The sequence below is a fragment of the Lapillicoccus sp. genome (genome assembly GCF_046595215.1).
Taxonomy (GTDB): Bacteria; Actinomycetota; Actinomycetes; order Actinomycetales; family Dermatophilaceae; genus Lapillicoccus.
Window position 1 is genome coordinate 65,657 of record NZ_JBKJPP010000219.1, and the last position, 24,907, is coordinate 90,563.

At 70.7% G+C, this 24,907-nt stretch carries 26 protein-coding genes; 15 read left to right on the forward strand and 11 right to left on the reverse strand.

Annotated features, from left to right (window positions below; all coding sequences use genetic code 11):
- The first annotated feature begins 182 nt into the window (after window positions 1-182).
- The 3 genes from ACLL9L_RS19185 to ACLL9L_RS19195 all read left to right on the forward strand — a co-directional run bounded on the left by ACLL9L_RS19185 (window position 183) and on the right by ACLL9L_RS19195 (window position 3,180).
- Window positions 183-1,298: an NDMA-dependent alcohol dehydrogenase gene (locus ACLL9L_RS19185; RefSeq protein WP_411286253.1), complete on the forward strand. Its 1,116-nt coding sequence runs from the start codon at window positions 183-185 to the stop codon at window positions 1,296-1,298.
- Window positions 1,295-2,239, forward strand: a complete 945-nt coding sequence (locus tag ACLL9L_RS19190; protein WP_411286254.1) for an AAA family ATPase — start codon at window positions 1,295-1,297, stop codon at window positions 2,237-2,239. The genes ACLL9L_RS19185 and ACLL9L_RS19190 overlap by 4 nt, the downstream gene beginning before the upstream one ends.
- A gap of 155 nt (window positions 2,240-2,394) precedes the next feature.
- The gene (locus ACLL9L_RS19195) at window positions 2,395-3,180 is read left to right on the forward strand and encodes a vWA domain-containing protein (RefSeq protein WP_411286255.1); all 786 of its coding nucleotides are present in this window, start codon (window positions 2,395-2,397) and stop codon (window positions 3,178-3,180) included.
- A 64-nt stretch (window positions 3,181-3,244) separates the two neighbouring features.
- On the opposite strand, the gene ACLL9L_RS19200 is transcribed toward ACLL9L_RS19195, so the two are convergent.
- Complete coding sequence (locus ACLL9L_RS19200) at window positions 3,245-4,114, reverse strand: MOSC domain-containing protein (RefSeq protein ID WP_411286256.1); 870 nt, start codon at window positions 4,112-4,114, stop codon at window positions 3,245-3,247.
- 39 nt (window positions 4,115-4,153) lie between these two features.
- Between ACLL9L_RS19200 and ACLL9L_RS19205 the strand changes: the two genes are divergently transcribed.
- Window positions 4,154-5,677 carry an ATP-dependent DNA ligase gene (locus tag ACLL9L_RS19205; protein WP_411286257.1) on the forward strand — a complete coding sequence of 508 codons (1,524 nt, stop codon included), beginning with the start codon at window positions 4,154-4,156 and terminating at the stop codon, window positions 5,675-5,677.
- Between the two features lie 231 nt (window positions 5,678-5,908).
- On the opposite strand, the gene ACLL9L_RS19210 is transcribed toward ACLL9L_RS19205, so the two are convergent.
- The 9 genes from ACLL9L_RS19210 to ACLL9L_RS19250 all read right to left on the reverse strand — a co-directional run bounded on the left by ACLL9L_RS19210 (window position 5,909) and on the right by ACLL9L_RS19250 (window position 14,613).
- Entirely contained in the window at window positions 5,909-6,274 is a 366-nt protein-coding gene (locus ACLL9L_RS19210) for a DUF4234 domain-containing protein (RefSeq protein ID WP_411286258.1), read from the reverse strand.
- A 285-nt stretch (window positions 6,275-6,559) separates the two neighbouring features.
- Entirely contained in the window at window positions 6,560-7,324 is a 765-nt protein-coding gene (locus ACLL9L_RS19215) for an SDR family NAD(P)-dependent oxidoreductase (protein WP_411286259.1), read from the reverse strand.
- A gap of 31 nt (window positions 7,325-7,355) precedes the next feature.
- Complete coding sequence (locus ACLL9L_RS19220) at window positions 7,356-8,516, reverse strand: acyl-CoA dehydrogenase family protein (protein WP_411286260.1); 1,161 nt, start codon at window positions 8,514-8,516, stop codon at window positions 7,356-7,358.
- A gap of 758 nt (window positions 8,517-9,274) precedes the next feature.
- The gene (locus ACLL9L_RS19225) at window positions 9,275-10,333 is read right to left on the reverse strand and encodes an ATP-binding protein (RefSeq protein WP_411286261.1); all 1,059 of its coding nucleotides are present in this window, start codon (window positions 10,331-10,333) and stop codon (window positions 9,275-9,277) included.
- The gene (locus ACLL9L_RS19230; protein ID WP_411286262.1) at window positions 10,300-10,803 is read right to left on the reverse strand and encodes a hypothetical protein; all 504 of its coding nucleotides are present in this window, start codon (window positions 10,801-10,803) and stop codon (window positions 10,300-10,302) included. The genes ACLL9L_RS19225 and ACLL9L_RS19230 overlap by 34 nt, the downstream gene beginning before the upstream one ends.
- Before the next feature lie 599 nt (window positions 10,804-11,402).
- Window positions 11,403-11,843 (reverse strand): antitoxin, encoded by a 441-nt coding sequence (locus ACLL9L_RS19235; RefSeq protein WP_411286263.1) that lies wholly within the window; start codon window positions 11,841-11,843, stop codon window positions 11,403-11,405.
- A gap of 109 nt (window positions 11,844-11,952) precedes the next feature.
- On the reverse strand, window positions 11,953-13,113 hold the full coding sequence (locus tag ACLL9L_RS19240; protein WP_411286264.1) for an acyl-CoA dehydrogenase family protein: 1,161 nt from the start codon (window positions 13,111-13,113) through the stop codon (window positions 11,953-11,955).
- Complete coding sequence (locus ACLL9L_RS19245; RefSeq protein WP_411286265.1) at window positions 13,113-13,925, reverse strand: SGNH/GDSL hydrolase family protein; 813 nt, start codon at window positions 13,923-13,925, stop codon at window positions 13,113-13,115. The genes ACLL9L_RS19240 and ACLL9L_RS19245 overlap by 1 nt, the downstream gene beginning before the upstream one ends.
- Window positions 13,926-13,935: 10 nt before the next feature.
- Complete coding sequence (locus tag ACLL9L_RS19250; protein WP_411286266.1) at window positions 13,936-14,613, reverse strand: uracil-DNA glycosylase; 678 nt, start codon at window positions 14,611-14,613, stop codon at window positions 13,936-13,938.
- A gap of 479 nt (window positions 14,614-15,092) precedes the next feature.
- Here ACLL9L_RS19250 and ACLL9L_RS19255 point away from each other — a divergent pair, with 479 nt between their 5' ends.
- Window positions 15,093-15,767 carry an HAD family hydrolase gene (locus tag ACLL9L_RS19255; RefSeq protein WP_411286267.1) on the forward strand — a complete coding sequence of 225 codons (675 nt, stop codon included), beginning with the start codon at window positions 15,093-15,095 and terminating at the stop codon, window positions 15,765-15,767.
- Here the strand turns inward: ACLL9L_RS19255 and ACLL9L_RS19260 are convergent.
- A complete protein-coding gene (locus ACLL9L_RS19260; protein WP_411286268.1) occupies window positions 15,724-16,206 on the reverse strand; it encodes an SRPBCC family protein in 483 nt (160 codons plus the stop codon). The two genes, ACLL9L_RS19255 and ACLL9L_RS19260, sit on opposite strands and share 44 nt — an antisense overlap.
- A gap of 43 nt (window positions 16,207-16,249) precedes the next feature.
- Here ACLL9L_RS19260 and ACLL9L_RS19265 point away from each other — a divergent pair, with 43 nt between their 5' ends.
- From ACLL9L_RS19265 to groL, 10 genes are all read left to right on the forward strand, one after another.
- Window positions 16,250-17,611: a pyridoxal phosphate-dependent decarboxylase family protein gene (locus ACLL9L_RS19265; RefSeq protein ID WP_411286269.1), complete on the forward strand. Its 1,362-nt coding sequence runs from the start codon at window positions 16,250-16,252 to the stop codon at window positions 17,609-17,611.
- Between the two features lie 119 nt (window positions 17,612-17,730).
- Window positions 17,731-18,024 (forward strand): DUF3263 domain-containing protein, encoded by a 294-nt coding sequence (locus ACLL9L_RS19270; protein WP_411286290.1) that lies wholly within the window; start codon window positions 17,731-17,733, stop codon window positions 18,022-18,024.
- Window positions 18,025-18,053: 29 nt separating this feature from the next.
- A complete protein-coding gene (locus ACLL9L_RS19275) occupies window positions 18,054-18,428 on the forward strand; it encodes a GNAT family N-acetyltransferase (RefSeq protein ID WP_411286270.1) in 375 nt (124 codons plus the stop codon).
- The gene (locus tag ACLL9L_RS19280) at window positions 18,425-19,495 is read left to right on the forward strand and encodes a P1 family peptidase (protein WP_411286271.1); all 1,071 of its coding nucleotides are present in this window, start codon (window positions 18,425-18,427) and stop codon (window positions 19,493-19,495) included. Before ACLL9L_RS19275 ends, ACLL9L_RS19280 begins: the two co-directional genes overlap by 4 nt.
- Window positions 19,496-19,790: 295 nt before the next feature.
- On the forward strand, window positions 19,791-19,997 hold the full coding sequence (locus ACLL9L_RS19285; protein WP_411286272.1) for a hypothetical protein: 207 nt from the start codon (window positions 19,791-19,793) through the stop codon (window positions 19,995-19,997).
- Window positions 19,998-20,160: 163 nt separating this feature from the next.
- Complete coding sequence (locus ACLL9L_RS19290) at window positions 20,161-20,808, forward strand: VOC family protein (RefSeq protein WP_411286273.1); 648 nt, start codon at window positions 20,161-20,163, stop codon at window positions 20,806-20,808.
- Window positions 20,809-21,231: 423 nt separating this feature from the next.
- Window positions 21,232-22,038, forward strand: a complete 807-nt coding sequence (locus ACLL9L_RS19295; protein ID WP_411286274.1) for a class I SAM-dependent methyltransferase — start codon at window positions 21,232-21,234, stop codon at window positions 22,036-22,038.
- 38 nt (window positions 22,039-22,076) lie between these two features.
- Complete coding sequence (locus ACLL9L_RS19300) at window positions 22,077-22,517, forward strand: hypothetical protein (RefSeq protein WP_411286275.1); 441 nt, start codon at window positions 22,077-22,079, stop codon at window positions 22,515-22,517.
- Entirely contained in the window at window positions 22,514-22,939 is a 426-nt protein-coding gene (locus ACLL9L_RS19305) for an HIT family protein (protein ID WP_411286276.1), read from the forward strand. The genes ACLL9L_RS19300 and ACLL9L_RS19305 overlap by 4 nt, the downstream gene beginning before the upstream one ends.
- Before the next feature lie 266 nt (window positions 22,940-23,205).
- Window positions 23,206-24,840: a chaperonin GroEL gene (gene groL, locus ACLL9L_RS19310; RefSeq protein WP_411286277.1), complete on the forward strand. Its 1,635-nt coding sequence runs from the start codon at window positions 23,206-23,208 to the stop codon at window positions 24,838-24,840.
- Window positions 24,841-24,907 lie beyond the last annotated feature (67 nt).

Here is a 24,907-nt window from a genome sequence, read left to right on the forward strand (position 1 = left end):
CGTCGACCGACTCCGACCGGGCGCGGCCGGGGTGACGTGCAGGAGTGACGGGGTGTCCTCGTCGGACTGTACAGAACTTGGACACCCCGGTCCTCGCCCCGCGACCCACGATGAGACACGAGCGCGCCGTCATTCGGCCGCACACCAGCTCTGAGGAGCTACACGGCGATGGAGGAACACGGATGAAGACCAAGGCCGCAGTTGTCTACGAGTTCGGGAAGCCGATCGAGATCGAGGAGCTCGACCTCGACGGCCCCCGTGAGGGCGAGGTCCTGATCCGCTACACCCACGCCGGGCTGTGCCACTCCGACATCCACGTCGCCCACGGGGACCTCGAGGCCCGGCTGCCCATGGTCCTCGGTCACGAGGGCGCCGGCATCATCGAGGAGGTCGGGCCCGGTGTCACCCGCGTCAAGGTGGGTGACCACGTCGTCTGCTCGTTCATCCCCAACTGCGGCACCTGCCGCTACTGCGCGAACGGCCAGCAGTCGATCTGTGACATGGGTGCGACGATCCTGGAGGGCTACCTGCCCGGTGAGCGGTTCCCCTTCACGGGACCTCGGGGCCAGTACGGAGCCATGTGCATGCTCGGCACCTTCAGCCAGTACGGCGTCATCCACCAGAACTCCGCCGTCAAGGTCGACGACGACCTGCCGCTCGAGAAGGCCGTGCTCGTCGGGTGCGGGGTGCCGACCGGCTGGGGGGCCGCGGTGAACACCGCAAACGTGCGAGCGGGCGACACCGTCGCGATCTACGGCATCGGCGGCATCGGCATCAACGCCGTCCAGGGCGCCCGGTATGCCGGGGCCAAGAACGTCGTGGCCATCGACCCGCTGGAGAACAAGCGCGAGAAGGCGATGGAGCTCGGCGCGACGCACGCCTTCGCCACGGCCGAGGAGGCCCAAGCGGCCATCACGGACATGACGCGGGGTCAGATGGCCGACTCGGCGATCCTCACCCCGGGCCTGATGACCTCGGAGATCGTCGCGAGCGGTTTCCATGCCGTCGGCAAGGGCGGCACCGTCGTGCTCACCGGGCTGAACAAGATGATGGAGCAGACCATCGAGCTGCCCGGCACGATCATGACCCTCTTCCGCAAGACGGTGAAAGGCAGCCTCTTCGGCGACTGCAACCCAACCACCGACATCCCTAAGATCCTGGGGCTCTACCAGAGCGGCGACCTCAAGCTCGACGAGATCATCACCCGCACCTACACCCTGGATCAGGTGCAGGAGGGATACGACGACCTGCTCGCCGGCAAGAACGTGCGCGGCGTCGTGATCCACGAGCACGCGTGAGCCCACTCGGACCACGCACCGACCCCGAGGCCCCCGACCCGGGGTCGGTGCGCTTCCGGGGGCAGGCCTCGCCGGGCGGTGTCGTCGGGCGCGGCCGTGAGGTCGAGCTGCTGAGTGCTGCCCTGACCAGTGGGGCGCACGTCCTGCTCGAGGGCCCTCCCGGCACGGGCAAGAGCACGCTGCTGCGCTCCCTCGCCGCGACCGACGACGTGCCGTTCATCTTCGTCGAGGGCAACGCCGAGCTGACGCCGGGTCGGCTGACGGGACACTTCGACCCGGCCCAGGTCCTGAGCAAGGGCTACCGCCCCGAGGTGTTCGTCGACGGTCCGCTGATCGAGGCGCTGCGGGCCGGGGCTCTGCTCTACGTCGAAGAGCTCAACCGGGTGCCGGAGGAGACGCTCAACGTCCTGCTCACGGTGATGTCCGAGGGCGAGCTGCACGTGCCCCGCCTCGGGAAGGTCGCCGCCGCAGCCGGGTTCCGGCTCGTGGCGGCGATGAATCCTTTCGATGCCGTGGGCACCGCCCGCATCTCCTCGGCCGTCTACGACCGGACCTGCCGGATCACCATGGGCTATCAGGACGCGGACGCCGAGGGACGCATCGTGGCCCTGCGCGCGCCCGACGTGCCCGCCCTCTGGCGGGACAAGGTCGTCGACCTCGTCCGGCGGACGCGGGCCCACCCCGACATCCGGGTCGGCTCGTCGGTGCGGGGCTCGATCGACGTCGTCCGGCTGTCGGTCTCGCTCGGCGCCCTCCGCTCGACGGCCGCGACCGACTGGCACACCGGGCTCGATGCCGCCCTCGTCGCCCTGTCGGGACGGATCCGTCTGATGGAGTCGTGCCCCCGCGATCCGGAGAGCATCGTGCGGGAGCTCTACGAGCAGGTATTCGGCCTCGAGCCAGCCCAGGAGAGCGCGGGCGACCCGCCGGGGGAAGCCTGAGCCCGCCGGGAGGCGGGCCACCTCAGCACCAGCATGGAGCATCTCCTCCACCGCGCCGGGGACAGCAGTCCCGCACCACGGGCCGGTCCGAGCTCGCCCGCAACCCCCGGTTCGCAGAGATCTCGCCCGAGGTCGGGCAGCTCGACCCCGTCGCGGTGCAACAGCTGTTGGCGCAGGACGCGGACGCCGCGCTCGCGCTCCTCGCGGACCTTGTCCACGCCACCGACGAGAGCCTGCGTGAGGCCGCCCGGCTGCTCGCGGCCCGGCTCGTCCTCGACCGCGCCCGGGTGGGCCGACCGCACCTGCGCGGGATCGGGCGCCTGCGCCGCGTCCGCGCGGACCAGGGCGGTGACCTCGACGTCGACTCCTCACTCGACGCGGTCGTCTCGGCCCGGGCCGAGGGTCGCCAGCCAGCCCTCGAGGAGCTGAGCGCCCGGGACTGGTCCCGCCCCGAGCTGGCCATCGCGCTGGTCGTCGACACGTCGGGTTCGATGAGCGGGGCGCGGCTCGCGGCCGCGGCCCTGACGGCCGCCGCGTGCGCCTGGCGCGCGCCTGCGGAGCACGCCGTCATCACCTTCGCGCGAGAGGTGACCGTCCTGAGGTCCCTGGACAGTGCCGCGTCCCCGTCTGCCGAGGTCGACGCCGTGCTCGCCCTTCGGGGGCACGGGGTCACCGGCCTGGCCGGGGCGCTGCGGGCGGCCAACGACGCCCTCGCCTCGGCGCGCGCCTCGAGGCGGCTGGTCCTGCTGCTCTCGGACTGTCGGGCCACCGACGAGGTCGACCCCGTCCCGGCCGGGTCGCACACCCCCGAGTTGATCGTCCTCGCGCCGGCCGACGACTGCGCCGAGGCGGCGGAGTTCGCCCTTGCCTGTGGTGCGCGTTGGGCCCCGCTCAGCGGACCGGGCGACGCCCCGACCGTCCTTGAGGAGCTCCTGCGCTGACCTGTGTCAACATCGCACCCGGTGTCGGAGCATGACCCTGTCGGGCACGGAATGGGTAGCCGGGTCAGGTCTCGATCCCTGGTGAGACGGCGTCGCCGACCCGGACGGTGCCGACGCCGAGCGCGACGAGTCGAGTGCCGAACCACGTCGCGCCCTCCCACCGCCGGTGCCGGGCAAGGGTGCGGATCGGCTCCGGGCCGCCGAGCAGGCTCACCGGGTCGATCGTCGTCATGACGCACCGGTCGCACACCATCGTCGTGCGGAAGTCGACGTCGCCGATCCGCACCGTCGGCCAGCCGTCCTCCTCGAAGGGTGCCCCACCGTCGATGACGACGTTGGGCCGGAACCGTTGCATCGCGAGCCGCCCGGGACGCTCCGGCTCACCGGCGTCCTGCTCACCGGCGTCCTGCTCACCGCCGTCCTGCTCACCGCGGTCCTCCTCGATCCAGTCGTTGAGCTGCTCGAGCGAGGCCTGCGAGGTCAGCAGCACCGGACCGGCGTCGGCGAGGGAGAGGTGGTCGCCCGGCATACCGCCCATCGGCTCTGCGACCGTCCTCGCGGTGGGGTCCTTCTGCCACACCAGACGCACGCGCCTGCCGACCTGCCCGGTCAGCCAGTCGTTGACGTCCTCGTCCGCGGGGACCGCGAGATCCTGTCGGGAGAGGCTGATCGGCAACGGACGCAGACCCAGCGGGGTGTCGACGAGGATGCTCGGGCCTTCGCGAGCGACGAGCCGGATCTGCCCGTCGTCGACCTGCTCGGCCCGCAGCGCGAGGAGCTGGTGCGCCTCCCGGGCGGTGACCATGTCACCGGCCTCATCGACCAGGCCCCAGCGGCGGTCCCCGGCCAGGCCCCACGGTTCGACGACGGATGTGCCGACGGAGACTCCGCCGAGCGACTTGACGGGATAGACCTGCAGCTCGGTCACGCGCATCACCCGATCGTGTCACCGTCGGGTGCCAGACTGGCGCCCATGCTCATGGCTGAGGTCGTCGACGCCGCCGCCGCCGTGACCGCCACGACGTCACGGCGGGCCAAGATGGAGATCCTCGCGGCCCTGCTGCGGCGGCTGGACGCCGACGAGATCGCGCCGACGGTCGGCTTCCTGGTCGGCCGGGCCCGGCAGGGGCGGGTCGGTGTCGGTTGGCGTGGGGTCTCCGACGTCATGGGTGAGCCGGCCGACGTCGCGACCCTCGAGATCGGCGACGTGGACGCCCTCTTCGACCGGCTGCTCGGGGTGTCGGGGGCCGGCTCCGCGGCGGCGCGGTCCGCCGAGCTGAGGGCCGTCACGTCCCGGGCGACCGTGAGCGAGCAGGACTTCATCGGCCGGGTGCTGTTGGGGGAGATGCGCACCGGGGCGCTCGAGGGGGTGCTCGCCGACGCGGTCGCGGCGGCGTCGGATGCTCCCGGAGCGATCGTGCGACGGGCAGTGATGCTGTCAGGCGACCTCGGTGCGACTGCTCGCCTGGCCCTCACCGGGACGGTCGACGATCTCGAGGCGGTCGGGCTCGTCGTCGGCACGCCGGTCCAGCCGATGCTGGCCTCGGCGGCGGCCGACCCGGCCTCGGCCCTGGTTGTCACCGGGCGGGCCTCGGTCGAGTTCAAGCTCGACGGCGCACGGATCCAGGTGCATCGCAGCGGTGACGAGGTGCGGGTCTTCACCCGCAACCTGGCCGACATCACCCACCGGGTGCCGGAGGTCGTCGAGGTCGTGCGGGGGTTCCCGGTGCGGGACGTCATCCTCGACGGCGAGACGTTGTCGCTGGACGAGGACGGGGCGCCCCGACCGTTCCAGGACACGATGTCGAGGTTCGGGGCGGACGCCCCGCGGACCGTGCTGCTCAAGCCGTGGTTCTTCGATGTGCTGCACGTCGACGGGCAGGACCTCATCGACCGGCCACTGATCGAGCGCATCGAGGTCCTGACCCGGGTCGTCGGCGAGCACCGGGTGCCGGGCGAGCTCACCGATGATCCGGCTGTGGCACAACGGGTTTCGACCGAGTCCCTGACAGCGGGGCACGAGGGGATCGTCGTCAAGGGGGTGGACTCGTTCTATGCCGCGGGTCGGCGCGGCAAGAGCTGGGTGAAGGTGAAGCCGGTCCACACCTACGACCTCGTGGTCCTCGCGTGCGAGTGGGGCTCCGGCCGGCGCACCGGGTGGCTGTCCAACCTGCATCTGGGGGCGCTGGACCCGGCCGGGGAGTTTGGGGAGCCGGGCGCGTTCGTCATGGTCGGCAAGACCTTCAAGGGGCTGACCGACGCACTGCTGCGTTGGCAGACCGAGAGATTCACCCAGATCGAGGTGCGGCGCACCCGCGGCACGGTGTTCGTGGAGCCCCTGACGGTCGTCGAGATCGCCATCGACGGGGTCCAGCGCTCGAGCCGCTATCCCGGCGGGCTGGCGCTGCGCTTCGCCCGGGTGAAGCGCTACCGCGAGGACAAGTCGGCGGGCGAGGCCGACACGATTCAGGTGCTGCGCGCGATGCTCCGAGGCTGACGCCGCGCCGGCCCTCCGCAATACCTCGCAAGGGGCCGCGATGTGGTGGGCTGGCGCTGGGACGGACCTCGAGCTTTGTGGTGTCCCTGTTCGCGCGCTATGCGGTGCCCACCACGGTGGGCAGGGCACTATGCGGTGCCCACCATGGTGGGCAGGGCATAGCGCCGTGCGTCATGGGTCGCCGGGCAGGACCAGCGGACCGCTGGAGGGCCAGCGGAACAGGGGGCCAGGTCAAGCGGCGAGCGCGATCGGGGTGTTCTGTTGCGCGTTGCCGAGGCGTTCGTTGATCTTGTTGAGCTCGGACTGGTAGTAGATCGGGTAGAGGCCGAAGACGAAGATGAGGACGAACCCGATGACGGGAGAGCACGTCTCGGCCAGACCGGCCACGCGCTGGCGCTCCGCGATCCGTTGGCCGGTGTTGTAGATGCTCACATACGGTGGGACGAGGATGAATGCGCCGAGCGTCACCGCGAGCAGAGACGTCCCCGCGCTGACCGGGCGGCGCGGATCGAGGCGGCCCATCTCGGCGTTGATCTTGTACCACCACACGAAGGAGTAGATCCCGAAGGTGATGAGAGGCAGGAGCCAGACAGCCACCGGGTGCCGTCGCTTCATCGCACAGCCGACCGGAGCGGACTGGACGAGGGACGTGTTGTCTGGCGGGCGAGGCGGTCGGAAGGCCATCGGCGCGGGTGTGTCGGCTGGTGGCGTTGCCGCCGGCGGCTCGTCGATCTGAGACACGGGATTCCCCTTGGTTCGGGTTGATGGTCCAGGCCGAGCCCGGAGCGGGCGATCAGAGTGTGCCAGCCACCGGGCGCCAGAATGGGCGAAATGCCGGAAACCCGTCGACCGCCCGTCGTATCCATGACGTCAGTACTGGTGTCAGCGCGGTGGCATCCGCAGGGCGCCGTCGAGCCGGATGACCTCGCCGTTGAGCATGCCGTTGTCGACGATGTGGCGCACCAGCGCGGCATACTCCTCGGGCCTGCCCAGCCGCGACGGGTGCGGCACCTGCGCCTCGAGGGCAGCGGTCGCTTCGGGCGGCAGTCCCGCGAGCATGGGGGTCTCGAACGTGCCGGGCGCGATCGTCATGACCCGGATGCCCTTGTCCGCGAGGTCGCGCGCCGCCGCCAGGGTGAGGCCGACGATGCCGCCCTTGCTTGCGGCATACGCCGCCTGGCCGACCTGTCCGTCGTAGGCCGCGATGCTCGCTGTCATGACGATGACCCCGCGGTCGGCGTCGATCGGCTCGTTGCCGAGCATGGCGGCGGCCGCGAGGCGCAGCACGTTGAACGAGCCGACGAGGTTGATGTCGATGACGGTCTGAAACGTCTGCAGCGGGTGGGGGCCGTTGCGGCCGACGACGCGCCCCGGGGTGCCGACCCCGGCGCAGGTCACGACGATCCGCAGCTCACCGAGCTCTCGCGCCGCATCGATGGCCCCCTGCACCTGGCCCTCGTCGCGCACGTCGGCGGGGACGAAGCGCGCTCCGGCGCCGAGCTCGACGGCGAGGTCGGCACCCGGGGATGATGGCAGGTCGACGATGACAACCATGACGCCGTCCGCGACCAGCCGCCGTGAGGTGGCACCGCCGAGACCGGAGGCCCCACCGGTGACGAGAGCGACGGTGCTGTCGTTGAGCTGCAAGGGGTTTCGGCCTTTCGGTGGCACTGCTCGATCAGGTGGACTTGAGCAGCTGGCGGGAGATGACGAGCCGCTGGATCTGGTTGGTGCCCTCGAAGATCTGGGTGACCTTCGCCTCGCGCATATATCTCTCGAGCGGGAAGTCCTGGGTGTAGCCCGCTCCGCCGAGCACCTGCACCGCGTCGGTCGTGACCTTCATCGCGGCGTCCGTGCAGACGAGCTTGGCGACGGCGGCCTGCCGGGAGAACGGGCGCCCCGCGTCCTTGAACCGCGCCGCATGGAGGTAGGTCGCGCGCGAGCTGGTCACCGCGGCCTCCATGTCGGCGAGCAGGAACGCGAGCCCCTGGAACTCGCCGATGGGGCGGCCGAACTGCTGGCGATCCTTCGCGTATGCCGTTGCGGCATCCAGGGCGGCTTGAGCCAGTCCCGTTGCGGCAGCGGCGATCCCGAGACGTCCGGAGTCGAGCGCCGAGAGCGCGATGGCCATGCCCTGGCCCTCGTCACCGACCCGGCGGTCGGCGTCGACGTGCACGCCCTCGAACATCACCTGTCGCACCGTGTCGCTGTTGAGGCCCATCTTGCGCTCCGGCGCCCCGAAGACGATGCCCTCGCTGTCGGCCGGGACAACGAAGCAGGACAGGCCCCGGCTGCCGTCGTCGGAGGTGCGCGCGAAGGTGGTGTAGAAGTCTGCGTGGCCCGCGTGGGAGATCCAGGCCTTGGTGCCCCTGAGGGAGTAGCCGGGCGCGTCGTCGTCGCCCGTGCGGGTGGCGCGCGTCGTCATCGAGCCCACGTCGGACCCCGACATCGGCTCGGACAGGCAGTAGGCCCCCAGCTGGTTGCCGCCGATCATGGCGGGCAGGAGCTGCTTCTGCTGGGCGTCACTGCCGAAGCTGGCCACCGGAAAGCAGGACAGGGTGTGGACGCTGACCCCGACGGCCACGGACATCCAGACCGAGGCGATCTCCTCGACGACCTGGAGGTAGACCTCCGACGGCTGGGCGCCCCCGCCGTACTCCTCGGGGTAGGCCAGCGAGAGCAGGCCGGAGCGCCCGAGGAGGCGGAAGACGGCGCCCGGGAACTCGCTGGCCCGTTCCATCTCGTCGACGACCGTCGCGAGGTCCTTCGCGCAGATCTCCCGGGTCAGGTCGATGAGATCCCGGGCGTCGTCGGACGGCATGAGGCGCTGCGCAGGCATGGCCGCACTGTATCCCGCGCGGTCCCACATGTTGGATGGACGAGCGAGTACTGGCTGAGTTGACCGGCTGGGGGTTGACCCTGGTGGGCTTCTTGCCGAATATCAGCTGGAGATCGCTCATCTGCCCGGTCCCCACGAGCCAGGTCAAGGTGTTGTCACAGCAGCTGAATCGACACGTCTGGAGATGCGACGCCGAGGACGATCAATGGGTCGAGGTCGGGAAAGGACGGGTACGAACGAGGCCAGGCGAGATCCTGCTCATTGTGGTGGCTGAGGGCGGATACGACCCGGTGCTGGGGCTGGACGCCAGGTCGAACGTTCGAGTCGCTCTTGTGCTGCCGGACGGCGAGGCCTCAGGTCTCGACGCGACGAGCGCCGCGATGTTGCGTGCCTTGGCGCCGTCTCTGGCCCCAGCTCGATCGCGACCGCGGTCGAGGCGGCTCGGCTTCACGACATAGGCAAGGCTTTCCCTCCTTGGCAGGACCCTTTGAGAAGTCTTGCACGGGAGGTTGAACGGCCATCAGCCGACGTTGTCCATGCGAAGGCACCCATCAACGGTCGACTGCGGATGGCAGAGCACTCAGGTTTTCGCCATGAACTGTTTGGCGCGCTCATGCTGCACGAGCGTCCGGGCGACTTCGACACCTACTGGCCATGGCACCTCGCCCAAGAACAACGACGCGTCCACCAAATCCGCCACCTCGACACCGTCGTTTCCCCACGACGCATCACGTCCCTCCAGAAGAGCCGCACCCACTTCAGTCTTCGGCCTCAGTGGGGTTGCGGAGCCTCAGTGGTGGGACGTTGAGCGTCGGGATGGCGCGCAGCAGGAACCGGTCGAAGTAGGGGACGGTGAACGCGGCGTATCCGTGTTCAGGGGTGTAGAGCAGACCCATGTTGATGAGCTCGGCGCGGGTGGGGCCGAGGTTGGTCGCGGTTCGTCCCATCACGTCGGCGACGTGGGCGGCCTTTTGGGCCGTGGGGCCCAGCTCGGCCATGGCGCGCAGGTAGGGGCGTTGCAGCTCGGTGGCACGGTCGAGGCGGACCCGGAAGAAGGACGCGTCGAGCTTGGCCTCGCAGGCGGGGATGGCGGCCTCGACGTCGGCTTTCGTGATGAGCGGCCCGTCAGCGACGCTCCAGACGGCGTACCCGACTTCTTGGACGAAGGAGGGATATCCGCCCGTGATGGTGACGGCCTCTGCGAGGGCGTCATCCGTGAAGCTGGCTCCCTCGTCTCCTGCCGGCCGGGCCAAGGCCGTCTGTGCGTCGGCGGGGGAGAGGTTGGTGATGGCGGGAAACGTGAAAAGGCGTTCGGCGTAGGACTTGGCGTCGCCGGCGAGCTCAGCGATCTGGGGCAGTCCGGCGCCGACCATGATGATCGGCACCTTGCGTTGGACCATCTTGTGCAGGGCTTCGATGAGGGACTCCAGCTGCGGCTTGCTGAGGAACTGGACCTCGTCGGAGAGCAGGACGACCCCTCGTCTGCGCTCGACCGCGGCTTCTCCGAGGGCGAGGAAGACGTCGGTGAGGTCCTGGGCCAGGTTGGCGTGGTCAGCGAACCCTTCGGCCGCCTCGACGTCGAGACCGGCGGTCCACGTGCCGACCGCGTCAGCGCTGATCGTGAACGACTTCAGGACGGCCGCCGCATGATGGAATCGGTCGGTCCAGCGCACCTTGGGGGACAGCTCGAGGAGAGCGGAGCGCAGCCTGGTCGAGATGTCCCGGCGGAACTCACTGTCGTCGTGCTTGCTGACCTCCAGCTCGGCCACGACCCAGTCCCGACTCAGGGACTTGGTGCGGAACTGACCGAGCAGCACCGTCTGCCCACGCCGCGCAGTCCGGTGATGAGCATGGGCTGTTCCGTGCGTCCCCGCTCGATCCGGGCCAGGAGCAGATCGAAGGAGTCGAGCTGGTCGTCGCGGCCGACCACGGCCTGCGGTTCCGCACCGGCGTTCGGCGTGTAGGGGTTCGTCAACGCGTGCACGATGAGCACCTTGACCTTTAGGACGCTTTTGGCAATGGAGATAAAGCTTGCTAAAGGTTGTAAGGACAGGCAGTCACCATCGTCAGCAACGGTGACGGCTGGGGGCACCCACGTGGCCATCCGAAGCGTCGCACGACACCCGTGCGCGTCGGCCAGCACGACCGCTCGTGCTGTCCCGGTGAGGCGGGCCGCTGCGGCGCTGACGGCCAGGCCGCCGAGGGCCGCCACCACGTCGACGTCGTCGGGCAACAGGTCGCCCAGGACCAGCGGGAGCACGCCGTACCCGGCCAGTCCGGTAGCCATCCGATGTACTGCGGTCGCGTTCCCGAGTCCGGGTTTCCCGAAGTGGAACACGCTGGGCTTGGCGATGAGGTTTGCTCGCTGGAACCAGCTGAGCTGTGTCAGCACAACGTCGCCCGGGTGGTGATGTGCCGCCCGAACGGGACCCAGATCATGGGCGTGCCAGACCCAACGAACCACGGCCACAGCCCGCAGACCTGAACGGTGGTACCGCGGTACTCGTCGGCGGCCTCAATCACCCCTGCCTCGCCGCAGACGCGTCCGATCTCCAGGCGATCTCCGCGGTCGGCGGGCGGGAAAACCAAGGGCACCGTTCAGTTTGGAGGCTCAAAGTGAGGGACCTCGATGCCGTACTCAGTACGAATGGGTGATTCTATCGCGGATAAATCGTGGCCGTCGTGTGTAGTGAGCATCCACGCGTAGCCGCTCACCGCCCAACGTCACGGTCAACTGGCTAACGGCGGTGCACGGGATCGTGCGGACGGCGCCCCCCGGTCCTCCGACCGGGCTTCATGGCGGCTCGACGGCACCGACGAGCCGCCAGCCGTACCCGCATGTCTGCCCGATCACGTGCCCCGGCTCCACGGCGGCCATGTCTGCCCTCAGTGCGACGGGTCCGTCGGCGGGGTTGGAGGGGACGGGTCAGGTGTCGGCGCGTCGAACCGGGGGGCGTCGCGAGGGGCGTCGGACGGCCTGGGGTCGAACCGCGGGGCTGCTGGGGCGTCGGCGGACGGCGCGTCGAACGGTGCGACCGTTCCTGCATTGCCGGCCGGGCGCTGCTCGGCCAGCTTGTCGACGCTCTTGGAGACCTGCTGCTTGGCCTTGGCGACCTTGTCGGCGTACTTGCCGTCGGTCTGCTTGTCGATGGCGGCGCCGGCCTTGTCGAGGGTGCTCCCGATCTTGGCGCGGTTGTCGTTCGCGAGCTCGGCGGCCTTGTCCTTGGCCTGGTGGGCGGCCTTGGACGCGGCGTCGGCCAGCTGGTCGGCCTTGCCCTGGAGGTCGAGCTCCTCGGCCCTGCGCTTGAGCTTGTCCATGAAGGTCATGGTGTTCTCTCCGTCCCTGAGGTGGTGTCGCCCCCTCAACGCCGGGGCCCGGTGGCCCGTTCCCGCACCCGACCGGCATACTCACCCGACCGGCATACTCAGCCAGCGGTCAGCCGAAGGCGCTGACCCCGGTCAGGGCCTTGCCGATGACGAGGGTGTGGACCTCGGTGGTGCCCTCGTAGGTCAGGACCGACTCGAGGTTGGCGGCGTGCCGGATCGGGCTGTATTCCAACGAGATCCCGTTGGCGCCCAGGATCGTGCGGCTCTCGCGGCAGATCTCGAGGCTCTTGCGTACGTTGTTGAGCTTGCCGAGGCTGACCTGCTCGGGTGAGACCGAGCCGGCGTCCTTGAGCCGGCCGAGGTGGAGCGCGAGCAGCATGCCGTTGCCGAGCTCGACGGCCATGTCGGCGATCTTCTTCTGGGTCAGCTGGTAGCCCGCGAGCGGCTTGTCGAAGACGTCGCGCGTCAGGCTGTAGTCCACCGCGACCTGGAGGCTGTCGCGCGCGGCCCCGAGCGAGCCGAAGATGATCCCGAAGCGGGCCTCGTTGAGGCACCCCAGCGGGCCTGCGAGCCCGGCGGCGCCCGGCAGCAGGGCGCTCCCCGGCAGGCGCACGTCCTCGAGCACGAGCTCGCTCGTGACGCTGGCCCGCAGCGACAGCTTCTGGTGGATCTCGTTGGCGGAGAAGCCCTTGGTGTCGGTGGGGACGACGAAGCCCCGGATCCGGTCGTCGGTGCGGGCCCACACGACGGCGACGTCGGCGATGGACCCGTTGGTGATCCACATCTTGGAGCCGTTGAGCACCCAGTCCTCGCCGTCCCGTTTGGCGTTCGTGCGCATGCCGCCGGGGTTGGAGCCGAAGTCGGCCTCGGTGAGCCCGAAGCAGCCGATCTTCTCGCCCGCAGCCATCCCCGGGAGCCACTCCTGCTTCTGCTCGTCGCTGCCGTAGGCGTGGATCGCATACATGGCCAACGAGCCCTGGACGGAGACCAGCGAGCGCAGGCCCGAGTCGACGGCCTCCATCTCGAGACAGGCCAGGCCGTAGGAGACCGCGGTGGTACCCGCGCAGCCATACCCCTCGAGGTGCATGCCGAGCAGTCCCAGCCTGCCCAGCTCGCGGGCGATGTCGCGGGCCGGCAGCTTGGCCTCGTCGAACCAGGTGGCGACGTGGGGCCGCAGCTCCTTGTCGCCGAAGTCCCTGACCGTGTCGCGGATGTCGCGCTCCTCCTCGGTGAGGAGCGCGTCGATGCCGTAGAGCTCGAAGGTGTCCATCAGCTGTCCTTCCGTGCGAGGGGGGTGATGACGGGTCGCTTGGCCTGCAGGAGATCGCCGGAGGACTGGCCACGAAGTCGCCGCTGGACCCAGGGCGCGAGGTACTCCCGGGCCCACTTCGCGTTCGCGGTCGCGGCGTCCATGCGGGCGGGCGCCGGCAGGACAGGCAGCGGGGTGCGCCAGTCCGACTCGTCGCTCTGGTGACCGAGGGAGGACATCGCCGCGAGCGCGACCCGGCGGTGGCCCTCGGCGGTCATGTGGATGCGGTCGTCGGCCCACATCCGCCAGTCGCGCAGCGCGGTCAGGCTCCACTGGTCGACGACGTGGCAGCCGTGGCGCTGGGCGATCCCCCAGATGAAGGCGGTGTATGCCGCGACGCGTCCTCGCGTCGCCCTGACCACCGGGGCGTCGGCCGGGTCGACGGGGGTGACCATGAGCACGTCGGCGCCGGTGGCGCGGACCGCGGTGACGGCCGCCTCGAGGGTCCCGACGAGGGCGTCGATGTCGGCCCGGGGCCGCAGGATGTCGTTGCCTCCGCCGACGATGCTGACGAGGTCGGGCCCGAGCTCGAGGGCGGCGTCGAGCTGAGGGCCCACGACGTCGGCGAGGAGCCGGCCGCGCACCGACAGGTTCGCGTAGCCGAACTCCTGGCCGGCGTCCACGGCATACCGGGCGAGGTGCTCGGCGAGCCGGTCGGCCCACCCGACGAACTGTCCGGGGGCGTCGGGGTCGGGGTCCGACATGCCCTCGGTGAAGGAGTCACCGAGGGCGACGTAACGCGTCCACACCCGGGGTCCGGGTCGCAGGGTCATCGGGCGCTCCTCATGGCAGGCGCCAGTCGACCGGTGGGGCGCCCTGCTCCTGCAGGAGCGCGTTGGCGCGGCTGAACGGGCGGGAGCCGAAGAAGCCGGAGTGGGCCGAGAGCGGCGAGGGGTGGGCGCTGTCGAGGTGCGGGACCTGCCCGAGCATCGGCCCCAGCGTCTGGGCCGCACGCCCCCAGAGGATGGCGACCAGCGGCCGGCCGCGCTCGACGAGGGCCGAGATGGCCTGTGCGGTCACGGACTCCCAGCCCTTGCCCTGGTGGCTGGCAGCGGCCCCGGGGCGGACGGTCAGCACCCTGTTGAGGAGCATCACCCCCTGCTCGGCCCACGGACCGAGGTCGCCGTTCGACGGGGTCGCCAGCCCGAGGTCGGTGCCGAGCTCGGTGTAGATGTTCTGGAGGCTGCGGGGCACGGGCCGCACGTCCGGGGCCACGGCGAAGCTGAGGCCGACGGGGTGACCGGGGGTCGGGTAGGGGTCCTGCCCGACGACGAGGACCCGCACGGCGTCGAAGGGGTGGGTGAAGGCGCGCAGCACGAGTTCACCCGCGGGCAGGTAGCCCCGTCCGGCCGCGACCTCCTCACGCAGGAAGTCGCCCAGCTCGGTGACCGTCTGCGCCACGGGGGTCAGTGCCGGGACCCATGACGGGTGGACGAGCTTCTCCAGGGCACGTGCGGTCATCTTCGCAACCTATACCGGGCGGCCGCGGGCCGGTGAAGGTCCCGTCCGCAGGACGCCCTGCCGCAGCGGGTGCTACAGCGCCGCCGCCCGCGGGGTGATGGGGGCGTTGCGGGCGGCGGCGCCGTACTCGGGGGGAGCCGAGGCCCCTTGGCCGTCGGGCTCGGTCGGTCGGAACGGTGGGTGGTGGGGGCACGGGTCGAGCCCGGGCACGCCTGCTGTGGTGGTCTCAACAACGGACGGGGGGACGGTCATTCCCCCGGTGACGGCCCGCCGTGTGGCGGACCGTCACCGTCGTCGTCGTGATGCACGACGCCTCCCCCACGGGATTGACGCAGGGAGTCCGAGACGGTGAAAACTGCGGCCCCACGCCGCTGCTCGAGCTCCGTGACCTGACCGTACCAAAGGTAAAGGAATAGTCAAGGATTTTCCCAAAACTGGTCAAGGGGTGGATATCGGGCTCCCCCGATATCGTCCTCCCCATGCCCTCCCGAACCCCTCGCTGGCCCGTGGCCGTCTTCGACCTCGACGGCACCCTCGTCGACACGATCGGTCTCATCGTCGCCTCCTACCAGCACGCGTTCCAGACCGTGCTCGGCCGGCAGGAGGACGAGGTGCTGATCCGCAGCTGGATCGGACAGCCCCTCGCGCGGGCCTTCCGGAGCGTCTCGCCGGAGCACGCCGACCAGCTCTACGCCACCTACCTCGAGTGGAACCAGGCCAACACCGGGCGCCTCATCCGCCGGTATGCCGGGGTGGAGACCATGATGGCGGCGCTCGCCGAGGCGGGGGTCGAGGTCGCCGTGGCGACGTCCAAGCTCAAGGGGCCGGCCGAGACGGCGGTGCGGCTCGCGGGCCTGGCGGGCGTCGTCGACGTCCTGGTGACGATGGAGGACACCGACCGGCACAAGCCCGACCCGCAGCCGCTCCTGCACGCCCTCGAGCGGCTGGGGGCGACGCCGGACCAGGCGGTCTACGTCGGTGACGCGGTGGTGGACGTGCAGGCCGCGCGCAACGCCGGGATGGCCGCGATCGGTGTCACCTGGGGAGCCGGGGAGCGCGACTCCGTCGTCGCGGCCCGTCCCGACCTCGTGGCCGACACCGTGGAAGAGCTCACCGCGGCCCTCCTGCCCCCGTCGTCTCGGCGGCGCGTTTGAGGGCGGCAAGGGTCACGGGGATCCCCTCGTGGGCGGCCCTGGTCCGGTCGGCGATCTCCGCCGGGGCGTCGGCGCCGAACTTCTCCTCGAACATGGCGATCCCCCCGGGCAGGAACTCCCAGGACTCCGTCAGCTCGGTCCCCTCCTCCCGCGGGGTGAAGGTGTATCCCCACCGGACGTAGGTCCCCCCGACGACGAAGGCGAACTCCCGGCCCGGGTCGGCCACCACGACCTGCGATCGGGTCTCCCAGGTGCGCTCGGGGAGCTCGTTGCGCCCGGTGAACCAGGCTCCGACCCGGGGCCCGCCGCCCTCGTCCCACCAGCAGGTCCGGCACACCGGGCTCCACTCGCCGATCCGGGTCACGTCCGCGACCATGTCGTAGAGGGTCTGCGCCGAGCAGCCGATGACGATCGACTCGGAGTGGGTGAGGGTGTCCATCCACCTAGTCTGGCAGGGCGCCGCCACGTCCTAGACTCCGCGCGTGCACCGCTTCGACCCGCAGACGTCCCCGGCCATCGTGGACTCGATCCTCGCCTACGCCGCCGACCGGCTCCGCCTCGACCCGGTGCCCCTCGACGGGCCCCTCAGCCGGGAGGAGCTGACCGAGGCTGCCGGCGCGACGATCACCGCCGACGGGCTCGGCGCCACCCGGGCCCTCGACGTCTACGCGGACGTGCTCGCCCCGGCCTGTCTCTCGACCGACCACCCCCGCTACCTCTCCTTCATCCCGTGCGCCCCGACGAAGGAGGCGGCGGCCTTCGACGTCGTGGTCGGCGCCTCCTCGATCTACGGCGGTTCGTGGATGGAGGGCGCCGGCGCGGTCCACGCCGAGAACGAGACCCTGCGCTGGATCGCCGACCTCGCCGGCCTGCCCGCGGAGGCGGGCGGCGTCTTCGTCAACGGCGGCACGATCGGCAACCTGTCCGCGCTGGTGGCCGCCCGGCATACCGCCCGGCGGCAGCGCACGGAGGCGGGCTCCGACGTCCGCCCGTGGCGGGTCGCCACGACCTACGGCGCGCACTCGTCGATCCAGTCCGCCTGCGACGTCATGGACGCCGAGCTGGTCACCGTCGAGGCCGACGAGCGGTGGCGGCTGAACGGCGACAACCTGCGAAAGACGTTGCAGGAGTGCGGCCCCGAGACCTTCTTTGCGGTCGTGGCCACCTGCGGGACGACGAACTTCGGGATCATCGACGACCTCACCTCGGTGGCTGCCGTATGCCGTGAGCTCGGCATCTGGTTCCACGTCGACGGCGCCTACGGCGGGGCCGCGCTGGCCGCGCCCTCGGTCCGCGAGCGGTTCGTCGGGGTCGAGCAGGCGGACTCCTTCATCGTCGACCCGCACAAGTGGCTCTTCGCGCCGTACGACTGCTGCGCCCTGCTCTACCGCAACCCGGCGCTCGCGCGGGCGGCCCACACCCAGCACGCGACCTACCTCGACGTCCTGAACGAGGCGGAGCAGTGGAACCCCACCGACTACTCGGTGGGGCTGACCCGCCGCGCGCGGGGGCTGCCGCTGTGGTTCTCCCTGGCCGTCCACGGCACGCGGGCCTACTCGGACGCCATCGAGCGCACTCTCGAGGTGGCGCGGTTCGCCGAGGCGGAGATCGAGCGGCGGCCCTACGTCGAGGCGCTGCGCGAGCGGGACCTGTCCGTCATCGTCTTCCGGCGGATCGGGTGGGCACCCGCGGACTACCAGGCCTGGTCCGACCGGCTGCTCGCCGAGGAGTTCGCGTTCGTCGTGCCGACGTCCCACGACGGCGAGACGGTGACCCGGTTCGCCATCGTCAACCCGCTGACGTCGGAAGACGACATCGCCGCGATCCTCGACACGATGGCCTGAGCCGAACTCCTGCGCGGCGAATGACACCGGTGTGATTTGCCCGTAGGGTGGGCAGCGCAGGAGCAGCCCAGGCCGCCGGTCGCGTGGCCACCCAGCTGTCGAGTGAGCACGGGGTCGAGATGAACGCGGAACGCCACGCCGGACCGGAGGTGTCGACGGATGCCGGACTCGGCTCCCGTGACCGCGAGATCCTCGCGTTCGAGCGACAGTGGTGGAAGTATGCGGGCGCCAAGGAACAGGCCATCAAGGAGCTGTTCGACATGAGCGCCACGCGCTACTACCAGGTCCTCAACGCCCTCATCGACACCTCCGAGGCGCTCGAGGCCGACCCGATGCTCGTCAAGCGCCTGCGTCGCCTGCGGGCCTCGCGCCAGCGGGCCCGTAGCGCGCGACGGATGGGCATCACCGTCTGAGACCACCCTCGCGTGGTTCACTTCCCGTCATGGGTGAGGTCCGGGTCCGGCAGGCCGCCGCAGCAGACGTGCTCATCGTCGCCGCACTGCGCCTGCAGGCGGCCCGGGTGCTCGGCGCCGGTCCCGAACCGGGCTTCCTCGACCGCTTCGCCCGGGTCTGGGACGCCGAGTCCGACCCGACGTGGGTGGCCGAGCTCGACGGAGCCCATGCCGGTGTCCTGATCGCCCGCAGCGTGCCGTCGCTGCCCTGGCCGGGTGTCGCAGAATACGTGGGCGGCCACCTGCTCGTCTCGATGCTCTTCGTCGCGCCGGGGCACGCCGACCGGGGCGTGGCGCAGGCGCTGACCGCCGCGATGACGACCTGGGCGCGCGACCGCGGGCTCGCCCTGACGGGAGAGCCGTGAGCGAGCCGGCGCCCGGACCGACGAACTCGATCACCGACGTCGCGGGCCTGCGCGTCGGCCATGCCACGCGCCGTGAGCCGGGGTGGTTGACCGGCACCACCGTCGTCCTGACGCCCGACGGCGGCGCCGTGTGCGGCGTCGACGTCCGCGGCGGCGGCCCGGGCACCCGCGAGACCGACCTGCTCGACCCGCGCAACCTCGTCGACCGCGTCCACGCGGTGCTGCTCGGTGGGGGCAGCGCCTTCGGGCTCGCCGCCGCCGACGGCATCGTCGCGTCCCTGTATGCCGCGGGGATCGGCTGGCCCGTGGGCGCCCCCGGGCAGGTCGTCCCCATCGTGCCCGGCGCGATCCTCTTCGACCTCGCCCGCGGCGGGCAGTTCGGGCACACGCCGGGCGCCCCCGAGGGGGTGGCTGCCTACGCGGCCGCCTGCGCGGCAGCGACCGACCGGGCTCCGGAGGCCGGTTCGGTCGGGGCGGCGACCGGAGCCGCAGCCGGAGGCCTGCGCGGCGGGATCGGTTCGGCAAGCGTCGTGCTCCCCTCCGGCATCACGGTCGCTGCGCTCGTCGCCGTCAACGCCGTCGGGTCGGCGGTCGACCCCGCCACCGGCGAGCTGTATGCCGTGCGGCACGGGCTCGGCGGCGAGTTCGCCTCGGTCGGTCGGCCCGGCGACGAGGACGTGGCGGCCTGGCGAGCCCGGGCCGAGCCCCCGGGGGCGTCCGCGCGGCAGCCGGCGACGGCCACGACGATCGGGGTCATCGCCACGGACGCGACCCTGGGCAAGGCGCACTGCCAGAAGGTCGCGGGGATGGGCCAGGACGGGATGGCGCGAGCCATCAACCCCGTGCACACGCTCTTCGACGGGGACACCCTCTTTGCCCTCGCGACCGGTGATCGCCCCGAGCCGGACCTGGCGCAGCTCTACGCGCTGATGGAGGCGGCCGGGTCCTGCGTCACCCGGGCCATCGGGCACGCCATGCTCGCCGCGGAGTCGGTCGACCGCACCGCTGACGGGGGCGTGGCCTTGCGCTCGTGGCGCGACACCTTCCCCTCCGGGGCACGGGGCTGAGCCGCCCTCCATCTCCAGACCGGGTGAGGGTGGGGCGGGGGTGGCTGTGTCAACCGGGGGACGGGTCAACGACACGCCTCATCCGTGTCTGAGAAGGAGGACACCATGAATCCCCTTCATCGCCGTAGACACATCATCCGTCCGCTGATCCTTGCCCTGGTGCTCACCGGGGCAGCCGGCGTCGCCTCAGCCTCGAGCACCGAGGCAGTGTCGGCGTCCTGCGGCATCTTCTTGGGGGCCGCTGCCCACGTCCGAAGGCTTCGTCCGCTACGTCCCCGAAGTCCTCACCGAGGCGGTGGGCGACGTCGTGGCGCTGCGTGGGGGGGCGAAGCTCTCCATCGTGCTCATGAACGCGAGCATCTCGAACGTGCGCAGCGCCCGTCCCGGCTGCTACGACCGGCTCGTCTTCGACCTCTCCGCACGCGACAGCTGCGGCCCGGGCCACGACCTGACGCTCCCGAGCGTCGCCGGGTTCTCGACCTTCCGGCAGGTGGCCTACTGAGGCAGCTTCGAGGGATACACCACCATCGGCCTCGGGGTCCGGGCACGACTGCCGATGCGGGTCTTCACCCTCGCCGGACCCGGGGACGGCAGCCGACTGGTCGTCGACGTCGCGCACCACTGGTGACCTCGCGCGGGGACATGCCCCGGGACATACTGAAGGCATGGAGAAGCTCAGCACCATGCAGATCCTCGACGCCGGCCTCGACGACTGGCGCAAACTCGCCCTGGCCTTGCACGCCCGGTTCCTGACCGGCGACTTCATCACGGGTCTCGCGTTCGTCACCGCCGTCACCGAGGCGGCCGAGCGAGCCGACCACCATCCGGACGTGACGCTGACGTACCCGTGGGTGGACCTGGAGCTGGTGAGCCACGATGTCTCCCAGGTCACCCAGCGCGACGTCGACCTCGCGCGTCGGATCAGCGAGATCGCCCGCGAGCAGGGGATTCTCGCGGAGCCGAGCGCCGTTGCCGAACTCGAGCTGGCGCTGGACACCGCCGACCTCGCTGCCGTCGGACCCTTCTGGGCCGCCCTGCTCACCGGGAGTCCCGACTCACTCAAGGGAGACGACGTGGTGGATCCCCGTGGGCGGGTGCCCTTGCTCTGGTTCCAGCACACCGATGCGCACGAGCCTGCGCGTCAGCGTTTTCACTGTGACCTGTGGGTGCCTCACGACGTCGCCGAGCAGCGCATCGCGGCCGCGGTGGCCGCCGGTGGCCGGGTGGTCGACGACGACGAGGCCCCGTCGTTCGTCGTCCTGGCCGACCCCGAGGGCAACAAGGCCTGTGTGTGCACGTGCCTCAACCGTTGAGAGCCTGAGAAGCGGGCGCACCCGGCGGGAGGCTATCGCGCCACGGCTTCGCGGCGAAGGCGAGGGCCTCGGGGAGGCGCTCGGTGAGCTGGCGGCGGGCGGTTGGCGCGATGATCAGGTCGTGGGACAGCTGACGGACGCAGACGCCCTGCGCCTGTTCATTGCTTCGACGAGCGCTTCAGCCGTCTGGCCTTCGCCCCTGGCCAGTTCCGCCTCCGAGGCGGCAAGCTGCCGCACGGTCTCGGATTCGGAGAGGACCGCGATGGTCTCCTGGTGCACCCGGCCGACGGTCTCGGACAGGTGAGCTCTCACTCCGGCCAGCGGACGATGCTCTGTCATGGTCATCAGCAGGACCCACGCAGGCCAGCGTTGACCCAACGGGATCGCCACATCCGGGATTCGCCTCTCAGGGAACGGACCACCATGACGCCGGACGACACCTACTCGCACGGCCACCACGAGTCCGTCCTGCGCTCCCACCAGTGGCGCACGGCGGAGAACTCGGCCGCCTACCTGCTGGCGCACCTCACCCCGGGGACGGACCTGCTCGACATCGGCTGCGGGCCCGGAACGATCACGCTCGACCTCGCCGAGCATGTCGCCCCGGCTCGGGTCGTCGGCGTCGACAACGCACCCGAGGCGCTGGACGCGGCCCGCAGCAACGCTGCCCGGCGCGGCGACACCACGACCGCCTTCGCGGCCGGCGACGTCTACGCCCTTGGCCTCCCCGACGAGAGCTTCGACGTCGTCCACGCCCACCAGGTGCTCCAGCACCTCACCGACCCCGTCGCCGCCCTGCGCGAGATGCGCCGCGTCTGCCGCCCCGGTGGCCTCGTCGCGGCCCGCGACGCCGACTACGCGGCCATGACCTGGCACCCCGCCAGCCCGGACCTCGACGCGTGGCTCGCGCTCTACGAGGCCGTGGCCCGCAGCAACGGCGCCGAGCCGGACGCCGCCCGCCGGCTGCTCGGGTGGGCCCACGCCGCGGGGTTCGACGACGTCGGCACGTCCGCCGACGTCTGGTGCTACGCGAGCGCGGAGGAGCGTGCCTGGTGGGGCGGGCTGTGGGCGGACCGGGTGACGAGGTCGGCCCTGGCCGGGCAGGCCGTCGACCGGGGCCTGGCGACCCCTGAGCGGCTCGAGGAGATGGCGCGGGCCTGGCGGGCGTGGGCCGCGCACCCGGACGGCTGGTTCGCGGTGCTCAACGGCGAGATCCTCTGCCGGGCCTGACCCACCCGACCTGACGCCGGCGTGCGAGGCTGGTCGCCATGAGCGCGAAGTGGAGCACCCCGGTAGAGCTCGATGCGGCCCGCGAGACGATCGCCGCCTCCATCGACGGATGGCAGGAACCCGCGGCGTATGCCGTGGGCCTCACCTCCGCGACCTCGTCCGCGGAGACCGAGTTCCCCCGGATCAACGTCGGGGAGAGCTACCTCCCGGCGCTGGTCATGGCCAAGACGATCGGCTACGCCAATGGGACCGTGACGCACCCGCTGACCTCCCACGAGCTGCGGCACGCGATCAACGGCCTCGAGCCGGCCGAGGCGTGCACGGCATACGAGCACCCCAACCTCGCCGCCTGGCGAGGCATCCTCGCCGAGCTGGAGTCCAACCCCGCGCGCACGGCCGTCGTCGTCTTCATCGGCGACCTCGCCGACCCGGTGTCCTCCGAGGCCGACGGGTCGTTGCGCTCCCAGCTGCCCGGGTGAGCTGCCTGTTCTGCGCGATCGTCGCGGGCGCGATGCCGGCGCAGGTCGTCCTCGACGAGCCCGACCTGCTCGGCTTCCTCGACGCCCGACCGGTCTTCAAGGGCCACGTCCTGCTCGTGCCCCGCGAGCACGTCGACACGATTCTCGACCTGCCGGCCCGGCTGCGCGAGCCGCTGCTGGAGGCGACCCAGCGGCTCGCGGCGGCGCTCGTGGACGGGCTCGGCGCCCAGGGCAGCTTCGTGGCGATGAACAACGTCGTCAGCCAGTCGGTGCCACACCTGCACGTCCATGTCGTGCCCCGCACCAAGGGTGACGGGCTGCGGGGGTTCTTCTGGCCGCGCACCACCTACGCCGACGACGTCGAGGCCGCCGAGTATGCCGGGCGGCTGGCGGTCGCCCTCGCTGACCCCTCCGCCCGCTGACCCCCTGCTCACCCTTTGCGTCCGGCAGCTCGGTCGCCCTGGCGACCGACGTGCCGGACGCAAGGGGGCCGCGTGGGCTCCATCGTTTGCACTCTCCACCCGAGAGTGCCAATAATGGCACTGGCACTCTCGACCCGAGAGTGACAACTCGACCACTTGGCGAGGTCCGGGGAACGCGCGCGACGTGAGCGTGTCGGGAACCGGATCGTCCGTCGCGGGCGCCTCGTGGTCTTCCACATACGTTTTGCGTGGGAGGAACCACCCGAATGGCCAAGATCATCGCTTTCGATGAAGAGGCTCGCCGCGGTCTCGAGCGAGGGATGAACATCCTCGCCGACGCCGTCAAGGTGACGCTCGGTCCGAAGGGCCGCAACGTCGTCCTCGAGAAGAAGTGGGGTGCACCCACGATCACCAACGATGGTGTGTCCATCGCCAAGGAGATCGAGCTCGAGGACCCGTACGAGAAGATCGGCGCAGAGCTGGTCAAGGAAGTTGCCAAGAAGACCGACGACGTCGCCGGTGACGGCACGACGACGGCCACGGTCATCGCCCAGGCGATGGTCCGTGAGGGTCTGCGCAACGTCGCCGCCGGCGCCAACCCGATGGCCCTCAAGCGGGGCATCGAGAAGGCTGTCGAGGCCGTCGCCGCAGAGCTGCTGCGCAGCGCGACCGAGATCGAGACCAAGGAGCAGATCGCTGCCACGGCCTCCATCTCCGCCGCCGACGAGCAGATCGGTGAGCTCATTGCCGAGGCCATGGACAAGGTCGGCAAGGAAGGCGTCATCACCGTCGAGGACTCCAACACCATGGGTCTGGAGCTCGAGCTCACCGAGGGCATGCGCTTCGACAAGGGCTACATCTCGCACTACTTCGTGACCGACACCGAGCGCATGGAGACCGTCCTCGACGACGCCTACGTGCTCGTGGCCAACAGCAAGATCAGCAACGTCAAGGACCTGCTGCCCTTGCTGGAGAAGGTCATGCAGTCGGGCAAGCCGCTGCTCATCATCGCCGAGGACATCGACGGTGAGGCGCTCGCCACCCTGGTCGTGAACAAGATCCGTGGCACCTTCAAGTCCGTCGCCGTCAAGGCGCCGGGCTTCGGTGACCGGCGCAAGGCCATGCTCGCCGACATCGCCATCCTCACCGGTGGCCAGGTCATCTCCGAGGAGGTCGGCCTCAAGCTCGACAGCGCGGACCTCGACCTGCTCGGCCGGGCCCGCAAGGTCGTCGTCACCAAGGACGACACGACCATCGTCGAGGACCAGGAGGACCGCAGCGCCATCGAGGGCCGCATCTCCCAGATCAAGGCGGAGATCGAGAAGTCGGACTCCGACTATGACCGCGAGAAGCTCCAGGAGCGCCTCGCCAAGCTCGCCGGCGGCGTCGCCGTCATCAAGGCGGGCGCGGCCACCGAGGTCGAGCTCAAGGAGCGCAAGCACCGCATCGTGGACGCCGTTCGCAACGCGAAGGCGGCCGTCGAAGAGGGCATCGTCGCCGGTGGCGGCGTCGCGCTGGTCCAGGCCGGCATCGAGGCGTTCGCCAAGCTCGAGCTGACCGGCGACCAGGCCACAGGCGCCAACATCGTCCGCGTGGCGATCGAGGCACCGCTCAAGCAGATCGCGATCAACGCCGGTCTCGAGGGCGGCGTCGTGTCGGAGAAGGTGCGCAACCTTCCCGCGGGTCACGGCCTCAACGCCGCGACCGGTGACTACGTCGACATGATCGCCGAAGGCATCATCGACCCGGCCAAGGTGACGCGTTCCGCGCTGCAGAACGCGGCGTCGATCGCCGCGCTGTTCCTCACCACCGAGGCCGTCATCGCCGACAAGCCCGAGAAGGCTGCGGCCATGGGCGGCGGCGACGGAGGCATGGGCGGCATGGGCGGCATGGACTTCTGAGTCCACGCACCTCCTGCCCCACCGCTTCACCAGATCCACAGCAGGGCCCCCGCTCCGGCGGGGGCCC

Bases quoted from the DNA above. Each gene is read 5' to 3' on its own strand.
- ACLL9L_RS19185 (WP_411286253.1), top strand. From the start codon at position 183: ATGAAGACCAAGGCCGCAGTTGTCTACGAGTTCGGGAAGCCGATCGAG.
- ACLL9L_RS19200 (WP_411286256.1), bottom strand. From the start codon at position 4,114: ATGCGCGTGACCGAGCTGCAGGTCTATCCCGTCAAGTCGCTCGGCGGA.
- ACLL9L_RS19205 (WP_411286257.1), top strand. From the start codon at position 4,154: ATGCTCATGGCTGAGGTCGTCGACGCCGCCGCCGCCGTGACCGCCACG.
- ACLL9L_RS19220 (WP_411286260.1), bottom strand. From the start codon at position 8,516: ATGCCTGCGCAGCGCCTCATGCCGTCCGACGACGCCCGGGATCTCATC.
- ACLL9L_RS19230 (WP_411286262.1), bottom strand. From the start codon at position 10,803: ATGGCTACCGGACTGGCCGGGTACGGCGTGCTCCCGCTGGTCCTGGGC.
- ACLL9L_RS19235 (WP_411286263.1), bottom strand. From the start codon at position 11,843: ATGACCTTCATGGACAAGCTCAAGCGCAGGGCCGAGGAGCTCGACCTC.
- ACLL9L_RS19240 (WP_411286264.1), bottom strand. From the start codon at position 13,113: ATGGACACCTTCGAGCTCTACGGCATCGACGCGCTCCTCACCGAGGAG.
- ACLL9L_RS19245 (WP_411286265.1), bottom strand. From the start codon at position 13,925: ATGACCCTGCGACCCGGACCCCGGGTGTGGACGCGTTACGTCGCCCTC.
- ACLL9L_RS19250 (WP_411286266.1), bottom strand. From the start codon at position 14,613: ATGACCGCACGTGCCCTGGAGAAGCTCGTCCACCCGTCATGGGTCCCG.
- ACLL9L_RS19255 (WP_411286267.1), top strand. From the start codon at position 15,093: ATGCCCTCCCGAACCCCTCGCTGGCCCGTGGCCGTCTTCGACCTCGAC.
- ACLL9L_RS19260 (WP_411286268.1), bottom strand. From the start codon at position 16,206: ATGGACACCCTCACCCACTCCGAGTCGATCGTCATCGGCTGCTCGGCG.
- ACLL9L_RS19270 (WP_411286290.1), top strand. From the start codon at position 17,731: ATGAACGCGGAACGCCACGCCGGACCGGAGGTGTCGACGGATGCCGGA.
- ACLL9L_RS19275 (WP_411286270.1), top strand. From the start codon at position 18,054: ATGGGTGAGGTCCGGGTCCGGCAGGCCGCCGCAGCAGACGTGCTCATC.
- ACLL9L_RS19290 (WP_411286273.1), top strand. From the start codon at position 20,161: ATGGAGAAGCTCAGCACCATGCAGATCCTCGACGCCGGCCTCGACGAC.
- ACLL9L_RS19295 (WP_411286274.1), top strand. From the start codon at position 21,232: ATGACGCCGGACGACACCTACTCGCACGGCCACCACGAGTCCGTCCTG.
- ACLL9L_RS19300 (WP_411286275.1), top strand. From the start codon at position 22,077: ATGAGCGCGAAGTGGAGCACCCCGGTAGAGCTCGATGCGGCCCGCGAG.
- groL (WP_411286277.1), top strand. From the start codon at position 23,206: ATGGCCAAGATCATCGCTTTCGATGAAGAGGCTCGCCGCGGTCTCGAG.